The sequence below is a fragment of the Thermosynechococcus sp. genome, from assembly GCF_025999095.1.
GTDB lineage: Bacteria > Cyanobacteriota > Cyanobacteriia > Thermosynechococcales > Thermosynechococcaceae > Thermosynechococcus.
The window spans coordinates 1000200-1014711 of record NZ_AP024678.1; the positions used below are offsets into that span (position 1 = coordinate 1000200).

Below are 14512 nucleotides of genomic sequence, written 5' to 3' on the forward strand. Positions count from 1 at the left end.
CCCAGCCACTGATGCGCTCCTAACTACTCGTTCATATTCTTGTAGGTGGCCACTGCCGAAGGGGAAATCTGGTTGAGATAACGGAAAATCCAATACTTAAACACTGTATCCAGCATCACTGGAAAGGTGGCGATGAACATATTGATAAAGTCCTCATTGCGAGGAAAGCCAAAGTGCTCGAGGGTATTATTCACCAGCACCTCCCAGCCGTGGGGGGAGTGGAAGCCAACAAAGACATCCGTAAATAGAATAATCATAAAGGCCTTGGCACTGTCACTGAGACCATAGACCACCTCATCTAAAAAGGCCTTGACAATGGCCAGTTGCCGTTGACCCGTAAACACCAGCCCCAAAAAGACCGCAAAACCCAAGGCATCGGAGAGGATGTTTTTTAGGGGTTCAATCAGTTCCTTTTGGTATTCTGTGGAGAGCTCGATCGCCTTTTCGCGGATGCGGTTTTGGATCTCCTCAGGGGAAAGCGGCACATTACTCACAAGGCTTTCAAAGCGAATTTTGTTCTCAAAGCGGGCCAGTTCATCAAGGATGTTGTCCTCTAGTTGGGAGTTAATGATCCGCTCAATTTGCCCCACCGCCTTAAAGTGGTTAACAAGGGGGCTGACGATGAGCGCCTTGGAAATCTGCTGAGTCAACAGGGGCAAAATCACTAGCAACAGCATAAAACGAACCGCCAGGCGGGTACGCAGCTTTGAGGTGCGAAAATCACGAACGACCTCAGCTTCAGTGGCTTCATCGGAATTGAGTTCACGGCGAAAGCGATCGGCGGTGCGCAAAATCGAGCGGGGAATAAAGCTGCTGCTATCCAGCTTGGAATCACTGGTGAGATCATCACTGATATATTCCGAGAGATAAAGAGAATCCTCCTCAATTTTGTCGAGGGCGGCGGCCTGCTGGCGTTGTTGGGGGTCTTGGCGACTGAGGCTGGGACGGGCTAGGGCATTGAGCTCCTTTTCCCGCTGCCGTTTATAGCGATTGAGGGTGGCGTCAATAACCCGCAGCTTTTCATAAATGCTGGGTTCCGCCGTCGTGCCACTGATGGTAGCCGTCACCGTATAGGTTTCCGTTGCACCATTGACGCTATCGTTGACAGGTGAGGGGGGGCTTTGGGGGGGAGCAAGGGGCAAAATTTGACGGCTCGCCCGAAACTCTGTCATCCGCATACGAATGGTTTTCAGCAGTTGTTTGAGCTCTGTCTCGAAATAGCTAGAGACTTCTCCGACGGGCAGATTGAGGGGACTAATGGGTTGACCGTCAAAGTGTTCCAGTTCAATGGCGCGAATTTTCAGAGCGGCTTCATAGGCTTCCTGTAGGGCGCGGTTAGGAGTTGTGAGGTACCACTGTTGTGCCTGCTTGATCCAGTTTCTAAAGCGACTAAAGGGATTGCTGGACATTCCTGTTCTTCTCAATGGCCACCGCGAAAGCAGTAAATCGATAGGATAGATAAAATCGTAGCAAATTAACTTTGCAGGCTTTGTTGACAGTGTTGCAGTGGATCAGTGGCGGTAGTCGCAGCGGCAAAACCTATGCCCTGGTGAGGGAATTTGCCCAGTGGGTTCAACAGGACAGCTCAGTGATTCCCCGCGAGCGATCGCTCCTCTTTTTGACAGATACAATGGAAGGCCGCCAAGCCATCCAAAGGGAAATTCAGTCGCAGTTGGGCAGTGGCTATAGGCCCTATATCGCCACGCCAATGGGCTTCATGCAGCAGGAGGTGGAACTTTTTTGGCCGCTGCTGGTCGAGGCCAATGCCGTTGCTCCGCCGCTCCCGTTACATCTCAAACCAGAAACAGAGCTGATGTGGGCACAGCGGCTGTGGCAGCCTTGGCTGGCGAAGGACACCTTTGCTGTCCTGAGCGACAATCGTGAACAGCGCCGCTGCGCCGATCGCGCCACTCGCCACCTTCTTGATATTTTTCAACTGTGTGCCTTTGCCCGCCTCAGCCTGGATGATCTGCCCCAACTCATTTGGGATCATCAGCTTGAGATTCCTGCGGAAACCGGGGGGGCGATCGTCACCGCCCTAAAAGAGTGGCAAAGGTGGTGTACTGCCCACAGCCTGCTCACCTATGGCATTACCACCGATTTATTTGGCCGCGTTCTCCTTGACCACCCCGACTACCAAGCCTCCTTGGGGCAGCGGTTTCAGTGTCTCCTTGCCGACAACACCCATAACTATCCCGCGGTGATGGCAGATTTGATCACCCTCTTAAACCAACAGGGGATCAAGATTGTCCTTAGCCACCAACCCATTAGCGCTGTCCGTCTTGGTCTTGGCGCCGATCCTGATGCCTTGCTGCCGCTGCAAAACCAAGCCACGGTGACGGAGTTAAGCCACCGTCCAGAAACGATTTTCGGTAAAACTGATTTACGAGTCGCCATTCAAGAACGCCTGAGCACTCCCCAATTCACGCTGCCGGAAAACATTACTGCGATTCAAACCATCTCGCGGATGCAATTGTTACAGGAAGTTGTGGAGACGATTGCCACTGCCGTGCAGCAGGGGGCAGTGCAGCCAACAGAGATTGCCATTCTTGCCCCCGGCTTAGATAGTATTGCCCGCTATGTTCTCAGTAGTGAACTGGAAAAACGGCGGGTGCCCCTTGTCATCCTGAATGAGCAACGCCCCTTGATTCAATCCCCCCACGTGCGTGCCCTGTTGACGCTGTTGTTGTTCGTTTATCCACGAACAGGAATAATCCCAGAGGCAACGGCGGTGGCGGAGATGCTAACGGTTTTGCTGCCGCGAGAGATTGACGCCGTGCGGGCAGGCCTGCTCTCTTGCTATTGTTTGCAGCCGGGGCTGGAGCAAGCTGAACTGCTGCCGTACACCCACTATAGCCGCTGGGATCGCTTTGGCTATCGTGCCACGGAAGCCTATGAGCAGTTGCGGCATTGGCTGAGTACCCTAGATTCTAGCCAGCTGCCGGTGTATCTCCTAGAGGCGGCAATTCAACGCTATCTCTCGCCGCAAAACCTAACAGCCAGTGAATTGGCCCCCCTGCGATCGCTCCTTGAGGGTACAGCTGCCTACTGGCAAATTTATGATCATCTCCCAGAGCAGCGAGCTACACCAACAGCTGAGCGGCTGCGGGAATGGATTTACCTGCTGCGGCGGGGAACTCTGACCGCAGATCCTGTCCCTCCCCTGCGGCAGCCCCAAGGGGTCTTACTGGCAACGACGTTTCAATATCGCAGCGCTCAACTTGCCCATCGCTGGCATTTTTGGTTAGACGCTGGTAGTCCACGTTGGCAGGATGGCGGCTTGCAATGTCTCTGGCAGGCACCAATGTTTCTGCGGCAGGGGGCGGCGAGTCCCAGTGCGCGGGTGTGGCAATTGGAGTCAGAACGTTTGGAGCATTTACTGGTGGATTTGTGTGCGCGGGTGAGCGATCGCCTTTTCCTTTGCCACAGTGACTTGACAGCCAATGGCAGGGAGCAGGAGGGCCCCCTGAGTCCCTGGGTGGATCTGGCGGTGGGCGATCGCCCGTAAGCTGTTACTAATGGCACTATGATAAATAACGCAATTTGCTCGACTGCCTAGGGAGAAACACTGCTTGTCACCGCACTTTTCACTGACTACCCCCCTGTACTACGTCAATGCCCTTCCCCACATTGGCAGTGCCTACACAACTATTGCTGCCGATGTTCTCGCTCGCTTTTATCGTTTGCAGGGCTATCGGGTGCGGTTCATTACCGGTACCGATGAGCATGGCCAGAAAATTGAGCGCACAGCACACCAGCGGGGTCTGAGTCCCCAAGCCCACTGCGATGAGATTGCCGCTGGCTTTCAAGCCCTCTGGCAACAACTGAATATCCACTACGATCGCTTTAGCCGCACCACCAGTCCTCGCCACCATGCCATTGTCAAAGAGTTTTTTCAGCGGGTTTGGGACAACGGCGACATTTATCTCGGTCAGCAGCAGGGTTGGTACTGTGTCGAGTGTGAAGAATTCAAGGAAGAACGCGAATTGCTTGAGGGTCGGCGCTGCCCGATCCATGTGAATCGGACGGTGGAATGGCGAGATGAGCGCAACTATTTTTTCCGCCTCTCGAAATATCAGCAGGCGCTGCTGGACTATTATGCCGACCATCCCGACTTTGTGCAGCCCCCCAGCCGTCGCAATGAGGTGCTGAGTTTTATTGAGCGGGGGCTGCAGGACTTTTCCATTTCGCGGGTGAACCTGGCTTGGGGGTTTCCCGTGCCTACGGATCCAGAGCAGACCCTCTACGTCTGGTTTGATGCCCTCTTGGGCTATGTCACCGCCCTCTTGGAACCAGAAGATGAGCCGACCTTGGCCAATGCCCTCAAAACCTGGTGGCCAATTAACCTGCACATTATTGGTAAGGATATTCTCCGCTTCCATGCCATCTCTTGGCCAGCAATGTTGATGTCGGCGGGCTTGCCACTACCAGAGCAAATTTTTGTCCATGGCTTCCTGACCAAAGATGGTCAAAAAATGGGCAAAAGTCTGGGGAATACCCTGGATCCCTTTGCCTTGGTGGCGCAATACGGGGCCGATGCCGTGCGCTACTACTTCATGAAAGAAGTGGAGTTTGGCCGTGATGGTGACTTTAGTGAAACCCGCTTTGTGAATATCCTCAATGCGGATCTGGCCAATGATCTGGGGAATTTGCTCAATCGCACGCTAAAAATGGCTTGGAAATATACCGATGGGAAGGTGCCCAATGTCCAAGGAGCAGCAATTCCGCGGGAGCATCCCCTGCGGCAACTGGCAGAGGACCTCAGCCAAACCTATGGCCAAGGGTATCGGCAATTAGCCTTCCATGAGGTTTGCCAACAGGCCCTGATCCTCGCACGAGCGGGGAATAAGTTCCTTGATGAAGAGGCACCGTGGAAACGCTATCGGGCAGGAGAAACGGCAGCGGTGGCGGAGATTCTGTACTGTGTATTGGAGTCAGTGCGCCTTGTGGCCTATGTGCTTGCCCCGATTATCCCCCAACTGAGTGAGGCCATCTACGGGCAGTTGGGCTATAGTATTAAATTTAATGGATCAGTTGCCCCAGACCTTTTGGGCGATCGCCAAGCCCAGTGGGGTGTTTTACCTGCATCACAACCTCTGGCCAATCCAGAGCCAATTTTCCAAAAACTGTTGCTGCCGGCAACTGTCGCCGATTCCCCCTGATGCGCGATACCCTAGAGGTATGACTTCATATTTCGATAACACACTTTTTTTGAGATGATTTCTGCATGGTTACATCTTCGTCTTCAGTTATTTACACGCCAGAACAGGTGTTACAAAACCGTGGGCGCGTTGCCATCTTTATTGATGGCTCCAACCTATTCTATGCAGCGCTGCAACTGGGCATCGAAATTGATTATTCAAAACTCCTCTGCCACTTGACCCAAGGCTCCCGTCTCTTTCGCTCCTTCTTCTACACGGGGGTTGACCCCACCAATGAAAAGCAGCAGGGGTTTCTGCTGTGGATGCGCCGCAATGGCTATCGTGTCGTCTCCAAGGAACTCGTCCAACTGCCGGACGGCTCTAAAAAGGCAAACCTTGACGTCGAAATTGCCGTGGATATGATGGCACTGGTGGGTTGCTATGACACTGCCATCTTGGTCAGCGGTGATGGCGATTTGGCCTATGCCGTGGATGCGGTGAGTTACCGAGGGGCAAGGGTCGAGGTGGTGAGCCTGCGATCGATGACCAGCGATAGCCTAATTAACGTTGCCGATCGCTACATTGATCTTGAAAGCATTCGCGAAGAAATCCAAAAGGCGCCCCGGCAAAGTTACACCTACCGTCCTATAACTGGTAACCTGACGCACCCCCCCATTGTTAACCCCCATTGGGAGCAAGATACCGCCGCAGGGAAAGATAAAGCTGCTGGCAATGAGTCATCCGAGACCCTAGAGAACTTAGACAACAATGCTTCTGCCTAGACCGCTGCTGCTGTGCCTTGTCCTCGCCTTGACAGGCTGTGGCTGGGTGGATCAATGGGTGGGCGAGGAGCCATCCCCAGAACCAGAAATCACGGGTGATGTCAAGCTGCAAAATCTGACCCTGCGGCAAACCAACGCCAAAGGTGAACTCCTCTGGGTATTGCAGGCGGCGCGCGCGCGCTACCGCGATGACGATCGCCAGCAATTGGAGATTCAAAATCTAACGGGGGAATTAAAGGCAGAGGGTAAAACCACTTACAAGGTGCAGGCCAAGGCAGTCAATGTGCGGCAGCGGGATGGTCAACTTTGGGTTGAAGGTCGCACCACACTCACCGATCTCCAACAAAAGGGGACGATTATTGCCGATCAATTGGTTTGGCAGGGCGATCGCGGGGTACTCATTGCCCAGAAAAATCTGCAGGCCCGCTATCCTCAAGTGACAGTGACGGCTAAGCACCTCGAAGCCGATAGCCAACGCCAACAACTGCGTGCCCTCAATGCCGTTCAGGTGACCTCGGTCGCCAAGGACGCCAAGGATGTACGGCTCAATACGGAGAGTCTAGTGTGGCAGCAGGAGCCCAATCAGCTGTTGGCAGGGGTCATCGGTCAAGGGGGGGTCACAGTCGTCGGTGTGGCGGGCGATCGCCAAGGGCAGCGGCTGCAAGCCCAGAGGGCAATCTGGTCAATTAGCGATCAACGGGTTACCCTTGAGGGGGATGTCCGAGTGCAGCTTCCCAACCCTGCTCTCCGCGTTGAAGGAGAAACGGTGCGCTGGTTAATTCCCCAACAGCAATTGGTGAGCGATCGCCCCCTGCGGGTCAGCTATCCCAGCCAAGGCATTGAAGGGCAGGCCAATCGCGGTGTCTTCCTGATTGCTGAAAACCGCGCCATCTTTGAGAACGTCCAAATTAGTAGCCAACCTCAACAGGTGCAACTGCGTGCCCAGCGCCTCAATTGGTGGATTTCCCAAGGGCGGCTAGAAGCTAGCGCTCAGGTGGAAATCCAGCGCCCCAGGGCCCAACTACGCACAGCTCAACTAATTTGGCGGATTCCCCAGCAGGAAGTTGAAGCCCAAGGGGGAATCTTTTACCGCCAGAGCAATCCCCGCATTCAAGTTCAGGGCCAGCGGGCCAAAGGGTGGCTCGATCGCCAAGAGGTGATTGTCAGCGGCAATGTTCAGAGCCAAGTGCCGTTGCTAGTGCGCCTTCCCTAGACTGAATCATAGAAACAATCAGTCCCGATGAGTACCGCACCACTACAAATTCTTGACTTGGGGGGTGAAATTCTCCTTTTCCAGCGTTTGATTCCGGTTCACCAGTGTCAGCAGGTGATTGCTACAGCTGAAAAGGTGGGGTTTGAGGATGCGCAAATTCTCATGGGGACAGTCGATCGCTCCGTGCGCGGCGGCAGTTTGCTCCGCTTTGATCCCCAAGACCCGCAACAGGCGATGATGCGGCAGATTCTTCTCCAGGCCACGCAAACAATTCAAATCGTCCTCTACCAGCACTATGGGATTCGCTTCCCTGAAATTGAAAATTTCTCAATCCTGCGCTATCGGGTGGGCGAGGGCTATCGCCGCCATGTAGACAACCTATTGCTGGCCAGTCGGCAAATGGAACTGGCGCAAGGTATCCCGACGCGGGATGTCAGTCTAGTGGGCTATCTCAATGAGGACTTTCAGGGGGGAGAAACCTATTTCGATCGCCAAGGGGTAAAGGTTACCCCACGGACGGGAGATATTGTCGTCTTTCCCGCCTACTACACCCATCCCCATGCCGCCTTGCCCGTGGTCCAGGGCACTAAATATGCCTTTGCCACTTGGTTATTCTATTGATGAATGATGATTGAATGATGATGAACCCCTGAGGCAATGCCAATGACTGAACCCCTGCGCTTCCAAACCTCGCCCCTGGTTTCTGGAACACTCCTTGCCCTCTACGGCGCACTCACACTGCCCCTCCCCTTTTTGGCGGTACAGACGGCGGCTCCCATTTCGCCCCTGCTCCTTTGGGGGGCGATCGCCCTCGGGGGTGTGTTCCTCTGGGGGGCGCTGAGTCAACGGGTAGAATTGGATGCTGTGGGCATCCGCCTCACCTATCCCCATTGGGTTCCCCCCTTCCTGCGGCAGCAGTGGCAACTGATTTGGTCGGATATTCAGGGGCTTCAGCCCCGTAGTACCAGCCAAGGGGGCGTGGTCTATTATCTGGTGACTACCACAGGTCAAGGGTATCTTCTGCCGATGCGAGTGGCAGGTTTTGCCCAAATGATGCGTGCCATTGAAGCCCAGACGGGATTGGCCACAGACGTGATTAAGCCCCTCGCTCAACCTTGGATGTACGGTATTTTGGCTCTCTTTACACTGCTATTGGGAGCTGTTGATCTGTGGATTTTGACCACTGTGGGATAATGGGGACGTAATTTGGGTGCTGAGCGATGACCATGGGTGCAAATCGGTTTTGGGGATATCTGCGTCGCGGAGTGGTGTGCCTGCTCCTGAGTGTCCTGTGTTGGTCAAGTATCGCCCCGCTGCCGGCGATCGCTGCTATTCCAGTGCGGCTCTTTGACCTAAATTACCGCGAATGTCCGCCAGAAATAGGGGAAGGTTCAGTCACGCCGGGGGGGACGACACTGAAAGCCAATTGCTACCTGATTACTGGCAAAGCAGAGAATAAATCCGGCAAAACGGTGGTAGATGCCGATGTCTTTGGCCGCATCTACGACGCCAATGGTAATCCAGTGTTGCAAAACCGCACCCGGGTCGGTGCAATTGATGTGATTCCACCCGGCATCAGCGAGTTTGAAATTCGCATTAGCGTGCCCTACAACCAACCAGCGCCTTTGCAGTTAGAGCAATTTAAGGCCTCTGGCTTTACAGCAAAAGTGCGCGGTTAAGCCACCACACCTCTGCGCGGACTTGCCCTCAGGGACAAAAACTGTATAGCTAATGTATAGCTAAATTGTGATACCTTAAAACGCTTGATGCTCCCTTTTTGGGGGAACACTATACTGTGTCATGTCTAAACGTTGAGCAACTACCAGCCAAGTCTCTGTGCTGCTGTTGAGTGCACATGAGTGTGCTGTCATTGTTGATAGACGGGTTCATCCTGTAGAGGTTTGGGTTTAGGTGCGCATTCCCCTCGACTATTACCAAGTATTGGGTGTGCCTATTCAGGCAACACCGGAACAAATTGAGCAGGCCTTTCAGGATCGCCTGTTGCAACTGCCTACCTATCAGCACTCCCCCACCACCGTTGCCACCCGTCGTGAACTGATTGAGCAGGCCTATGCAGTTTTGCGAGAACCGGAGCAGCGCCATGCCTACGATCGCCACTGCCGTGCGGTTGATCCCGATGATTTGATTGCCCAGTTGAATCCCGATGCCACCGCTCCCCACATTGAAATTAGTGATGAGCAATTCTCGGGGGCACTCCTACTGCTCTATGAACTGGGAAATTATGCCCAAGTTGTCAAGCTGGGAAAAGCATTTCTCAAAAAGGATGTTCTTGATCTCAATCGCCCCTACGCTTCCTCTGCCGTTGTTGCCGACATTACCCTCACTGTGGCTTTGGCCTATCTGGAATTGGGACGCGAGGAATGGCAGCGGCAGTCCTACCAAGCAGCCGCCTCTCAGCTAGAAGCCGGTCTAGAGGTACTTCAGCGGGCAAACTTGTTTCCCGAACTCCAGGAGCAGTTTCAGACGGAACTGCATCGGCTGCGTCCCTACCTCATTCTGGAGTTACTGGCACTGCCTTTGTCCGATAGTGTGAATCGGCAGCGGGGTATTTTATTGCTGCGGCAAATGCTGAGTGAGCGCGGGGGCATTGAGGGCCGCTGTGACGATCGCTCGGGACTTGCAGTTGAGGATTTTCTGAAATTTATTTTGCAACTGCGCAGCCATCTTACCGTGGCAGAGCAACAGGAACTCTTTGAACGGGAATCGCGGCGTCCCTCAGCGGTGGCCACCTACCTTGCGGTACATGCCTTGGTAGCACGGGGAGTGCATGAACTTCAGCCGAGCGCTATTCGTCGGGCCAAGGATTTATTGGAGCAGCTGCTCCCCAATCAAGACGTCTATCTTGAACTCGCCAGTTGCTTGCTGCTTTTGGGACAGCCCACTGAGGCATTGGCAGCTCTTGACAACAGCCAAGATCAACCGACTCTGGACTTTATCCGCCGCCATGCCGGTGAGGCTGGCGATCTACTGCCGGGGCTTTATTACTACACCACACAATGGCTCAGAGAAGAAATTTATCCTGCATTTCGGGACTTAGGGGAAACCCCCGTGGCCTTGGATGCCTACTTTGCTGATCCCAATGTCCAAACCTACCTAGAGGCTCTCAGTGACGACTCCATTACCTCTGAACCGCCGGCGACCACTGCCTCTGCGCTCCCTGAAGTGATTAGGCCAACGGTGGCCGCGCCCCCGCCGGTCTCCTGCACCGCGGAAACGTTACCTTTGCAGGATCAGACTGGGCTGGGCCAGGGCTTTTCGGCATCGGCTTCTACCACTTCTTCAACTGCAACGGGGACAGCCACGCCCCAACCATCCACTCGCAAGCGGCGCAGCCGTCGAAACAGTTGCTCCCAAAAACGTCAAACTTGGTTTTGGATGGGTGCAGGAGTTGTGCTTGTGGGTTTAGGAGCTTTGGCAAAGGTCTATTGGCCAGCCAAAACGGTTGAAGCCCCGATCCCGCCAGGAACACCGACCCCTGTGGCAACGCCGACCCCGCCGCCACAACCGACGACCTTAGCCATCCCTTTAACGCCAGAGATGGCGCGCGATCGCCTCCACAGTTGGCAGCGAATTAAAGCCCAAGCCCTTGGGCCAGCATTTGAGATGGACAAACTAGCAACGATTTTGGCGGAGCCAGAACTGAGCCGCTGGCGATCGCGGGCGCAGAGCTTAAAGTCCGAGGGCAGCCATTGGGTTTATACCCTAAAGAAGTTGGAGGTGAAGGAAGTCCGTCCCCAAAGGCGCGATCGCGTGGATGTGTTGGCGGAAGTCAATGAGGAGGCCCGCTTTTATGAACGGGGAACCCTGCGCAATGATATTTCCTATGACGATCCCTACCGCGTTCTCTACACCTTGATCCGTCGTGGCGATCGCTGGTTGATTCAAGGCATGCAGGTGCTTAGTTAAGGGGCATTTCCACCTGGCGGCCCAACTTGAGATTTAAGAGGGACAAAGACAGGATAAACAGGAATAAAATCAGTCCCATCGTACAGGCGTAGTTAATCTCTAAGCGCTGAAAGGCATTCTCGTAGATGTAGTAAACAATGGTCTTGGAGCTATTGAGGGGACCCCCTTGGGTCATGATATAGACTTCTTCAAAGACCTTGGTGGCAGAAATTGCTGAGATAATGCTTACCAAAAGAATATAGGGGCGCATCAGTGGCAACGTAATATCCCAATGCTGTTGCCAGCCGTCACTGCCATCGATCGCCGCCGCTTCATACAGTTCACCGCTAATCCCCTGAAGTCCCGCCAGATAGATCACCATGTAGTAGCCCAAGCCTTTCCAGATGGTAACGGCCATGACACTAAAGAGGGCGAGTTGGGGACTGGTCAGCCAAGGAATGGGAGTGTCGCGCAGATGCAGACCCTGTAGCAGTTGATTTAAGAGGCCATTGGGGGCATAGAGCCAGCGCCAAGCAATCCCCGCCACCACCATGGAGATAATCACGGGACTGTAGTAGGCAGCACGAAACCAGTGGATGCCCCGCAGGGGTTGGTTGACGAGAATCGCCAGCAGCAGGGGCGCGATCGCCAGAATTGGCACCACCACCACCAAGTACAAGAAAGTATTGCCCAAGGTTTTCCAGAAGACGCCATCGCCCCACAACTGTGCAAAGTTGGCCCACCCTACCCAAACAGGGGGGCTCAGGAGATCGGTTTCATAGCGGGTGAAGCTGAGGAAAAAGGCCTGTAGGGCTGGCCAAAAAACCGTCAGTGTTAGCAACCCTAAGGCAGGGGCAAGAAAGAGGTAGGGGGTGAGGGATTGCCCTTTCATTGGCGGCGGGGATGTTGTTGACGATAGGCACGCATTTGCGCTACAAACTCGCCAAAGAGATAATCGGCATCGTGGGGGCCAGGGCTGGCCTCCGGGTGGTACTGCACTGAGAAAATTGGCAATGTTTGGTGCTTCAAACCCGCAACGGTTTTGTCATTGAGGTTAAAGTGAGTAATCTCTACGGGAGTTTGGGCAAGGGATTCCTCGGTGATCGCAAAGCCGTGGTTTTGGCTGGTAATTTCCACTTCCTGTGTCAGGCCAGCGGGCTGGTTCAACCCCCGGTGACCGAACTTCAGCTTGAAGGTTTCTGCCCCCAAGGAGAGGCCCAACAACTGATGTCCCAGACAAATGCCAAACATGGGACGCTGCGCCCCTAGTAATTTGCGCGTGGTTTCAATGCCTTCCTGAACCGCCGCCGGGTCACCCGGGCCATTAGAGAGGAAAATGCCATCGGGGTCATAGCTGAGAATCGTTTCCGCTGGCGTATCCGCCGGCACGACAATCACACGGCAGCCATAACTGGCCAAGCGGCGGAGAATATTGCGCTTCACGCCAAAATCAATGGCCACAACCGTCAAGGGTGGTTCTGCGGTAGCGGTTTGGGGACGAAATTCCCAAGCGGGGGGCGTTGGCTCTGTCCATTCATAGGGGGTGCGGGTGGTCACCACTTTGGCTAGATTTTGTCCCTGCATCCTGGGAGCGGCAAGAACTTTTTGCAGCAGTTCAACGGGGTCCAGGATTTCTGTGGAGATGCCGCCGTTCATGGCACCGACGGTCCGAATTTTGCGGGTGAGGGCGCGGGTGTCAATCCCATAAATCGCCGGAATTCGATGGGCTTTGAGGTAATCGGGCAAGGATTGGTGCGATCGCCAGCTACTGGGAATGTCACAGATATGGCGAGCGACAGCACCGCGCACTTGGGGGCGATCGGATTCCTCATCTTCGGGAGTGGTTCCCGTATTGCCCAACTCAGGGTAGGTGAATGTCACGATTTGACCATAATAACTAGGGTCGGTGAGCACCTCTTGATAACCCGTCATGCCTGTATTAAAGACCACCTCCCCAATGGCTGTCCCTGGTGCCCCAAAGGAAAAACCGCGAAACACTGAACCATCGGCAAGAACCAGCAAGGCGGGTGTAGGCATTTCAATTTCTCCAAGTGTCCCTAGGAAAAGCCAATAACCTAATTGTGCCCGATCAAGCCAATGGTTGACCCCACAGGGTTTGCCCTTGTGGAATGTCCATCCTTTTTAGGGCATGGGATGGCAGCGGCGGGCTTCCCTCCGCGGTTGAGGAATTTGGCTTTAACTAGTATAGGGCTACCTGTTTTTTTGCGACTGGGCTGGCGTCTTTAGCCTATCTCATCCCCCAAAGCCCATCCCCTTGAGGGGCTCAGGAGCACTTACCTATAGTTACCTATAGCGACTGACTTGCTCTGTCAAATAATCTGCCGCTGTGGCCACTAAGGGAATAATCCGGGCATAGGGCATCCGCGTCGGCCCTAGAATGCCAATACTGCCTACGGGCGAGTTGCCATAGCAATAGCAGGCATAGACCAATGTACAGGACTGCATCGGCGCGAGGGTATTTTCGCTGCCAATGCGGATTTGCACTTGGGAGGAGGCTTGGGTATTGACACTGATCAGGGGAGCCAGTTGATCCTGTTGATCCTCAAGAAGATGCAGCAGCATTTGGACCTGCTCCACCTGGGAAAACTCTGGCTGCTGCAGCACATCGGCAAGGCCACTGATGATAAAGGAGGCCCCTTGGTGGCTGTAGCGATCGCTCAATTGCTGAAGTAGGATCTGCAGCTGCTGGCTGTAGGTTTGAAACTCGCGGTCAAGCTTTTGCCAGTCAATGGCATTGAGTTCCGCCAGCGATCGCCCCTGCAATTGATGATTGAGAAAATTTGTGAGCACCTGTAGCGTGCGCTGCTGCAGTTCAGGATCGGCCTCCCCTTGATCAAACTCAATGAGGGCGGATTGGGTCTCATAGGTATCTAGAACAAGGATGACCATGACGTGGCGCGGCTCCAATGAGACCAGTTGAATGACGCGAATTTGCCGCTCCAAGCGGTTGGGCAAGCTAATTAGTGTAATGTAGCCACTGAGATCCGAAAGCAACTGTGCTGCTTGGCGTAGGATGACCTCCAAACGCTCCTGCCCCCAGACAAAGCGCTCACTCAAAAGGCTCTCGGCTTTACGGGCCACATCGGGGATGGGCTCAATTAGTTCATCCACATAGACCCGATAGCCAGAATCGGAGGGCACCCGCCCTGCGGAGGTGTGGGGCTGGTAAAGCAGGCCGCTTTTCTCGAGGAGCAGCATCGTATTGCGCACGGTGGCTGGGCTGACGTTGAGGTTGTATTCGGTGGCGATCGCCTTTGAGCCGACAGGTTCGGCCGTAGCAATGTAATGGTTAATCGTAGCGCCCAGAATTTGCTTTTGGCGATCGCTGAGTTCAATCGTCATAACCCCTTACACCTGCGATTTCTTATTGATGTTTTTTATTTATCTATAAACCAGCCTTCCCATTTCAGCAATGATCACCGGCAACAACGGTGGGGGGCGATCCAACC

At 54.2% G+C, this 14512-nt stretch carries 12 protein-coding genes; 8 read left to right on the plus strand and 4 right to left on the minus strand.

Annotated features, from left to right (window positions below; genetic code table 11):
* Positions 1 to 23: 23 nt before the first annotated feature.
* Entirely contained in the window at positions 24 to 1409 is a 1386-nt protein-coding gene (gene pxcA, locus Q0W94_RS04910; RefSeq protein ID WP_297761904.1) for a proton extrusion protein PcxA, read from the minus strand.
* Positions 1410 to 1480: 71 nt separating this feature from the next.
* On the opposite strand from pxcA, the gene Q0W94_RS04915 reads away from it, so the two are divergent.
* The 8 genes from Q0W94_RS04915 (at position 1481) to Q0W94_RS04950 (ending at position 11063) form a co-directional block, all read left to right on the plus strand.
* Positions 1481 to 3508 (plus strand): hypothetical protein, encoded by a 2028-nt coding sequence (locus Q0W94_RS04915; RefSeq protein WP_297761906.1) that lies wholly within the window; start codon positions 1481 to 1483, stop codon positions 3506 to 3508.
* A gap of 64 nt (positions 3509 to 3572) precedes the next feature.
* Positions 3573 to 5162, plus strand: a complete 1590-nt coding sequence (gene metG / locus Q0W94_RS04920) for a methionine--tRNA ligase (protein ID WP_297761907.1) — start codon at positions 3573 to 3575, stop codon at positions 5160 to 5162.
* A 65-nt stretch (positions 5163 to 5227) separates the two neighbouring features.
* Complete coding sequence (locus tag Q0W94_RS04925; RefSeq protein WP_297761908.1) at positions 5228 to 5923, plus strand: NYN domain-containing protein; 696 nt, start codon at positions 5228 to 5230, stop codon at positions 5921 to 5923.
* Positions 5910 to 7136 carry an LPS export ABC transporter periplasmic protein LptC gene (gene lptC, locus Q0W94_RS04930; RefSeq protein WP_297761909.1) on the plus strand — a complete coding sequence of 409 codons (1227 nt, stop codon included), beginning with the start codon at positions 5910 to 5912 and terminating at the stop codon, positions 7134 to 7136. Before Q0W94_RS04925 ends, lptC begins: the two co-directional genes overlap by 14 nt.
* A 27-nt stretch (positions 7137 to 7163) precedes the next feature.
* On the plus strand, positions 7164 to 7757 hold the full coding sequence (locus Q0W94_RS04935) for a 2OG-Fe(II) oxygenase (protein WP_297761910.1): 594 nt from the start codon (positions 7164 to 7166) through the stop codon (positions 7755 to 7757).
* 42 nt (positions 7758 to 7799) lie between these two features.
* Complete coding sequence (locus Q0W94_RS04940) at positions 7800 to 8330, plus strand: hypothetical protein (protein ID WP_297761911.1); 531 nt, start codon at positions 7800 to 7802, stop codon at positions 8328 to 8330.
* Positions 8331 to 8356: 26 nt separating this feature from the next.
* Positions 8357 to 8815, plus strand: coding sequence for a hypothetical protein (locus Q0W94_RS04945; protein WP_297761912.1), 459 nt, complete (start codon positions 8357 to 8359; stop codon positions 8813 to 8815).
* Positions 8816 to 9047: 232 nt separating this feature from the next.
* Positions 9048 to 11063 (plus strand): IMS domain-containing protein, encoded by a 2016-nt coding sequence (locus tag Q0W94_RS04950; protein ID WP_297761913.1) that lies wholly within the window; start codon positions 9048 to 9050, stop codon positions 11061 to 11063.
* Here the strand turns inward: Q0W94_RS04950 and Q0W94_RS04955 are convergent.
* The 3 genes from Q0W94_RS04955 to hrcA all read right to left on the minus strand — a co-directional run bounded on the left by Q0W94_RS04955 (position 11056) and on the right by hrcA (position 14405).
* Positions 11056 to 11934: a carbohydrate ABC transporter permease gene (locus tag Q0W94_RS04955; RefSeq protein WP_297761915.1), complete on the minus strand. Its 879-nt coding sequence runs from the start codon at positions 11932 to 11934 to the stop codon at positions 11056 to 11058. The two genes, Q0W94_RS04950 and Q0W94_RS04955, sit on opposite strands and share 8 nt — an antisense overlap.
* On the minus strand, positions 11931 to 13079 hold the full coding sequence (gene carA / locus Q0W94_RS04960) for a glutamine-hydrolyzing carbamoyl-phosphate synthase small subunit (RefSeq protein WP_297761917.1): 1149 nt from the start codon (positions 13077 to 13079) through the stop codon (positions 11931 to 11933). The genes Q0W94_RS04955 and carA overlap by 4 nt, the downstream gene beginning before the upstream one ends.
* Positions 13080 to 13346: 267 nt before the next feature.
* A complete protein-coding gene (gene hrcA / locus Q0W94_RS04965) occupies positions 13347 to 14405 on the minus strand; it encodes a heat-inducible transcriptional repressor HrcA (protein ID WP_297761918.1) in 1059 nt (352 codons plus the stop codon).
* Positions 14406 to 14512 lie beyond the last annotated feature (107 nt).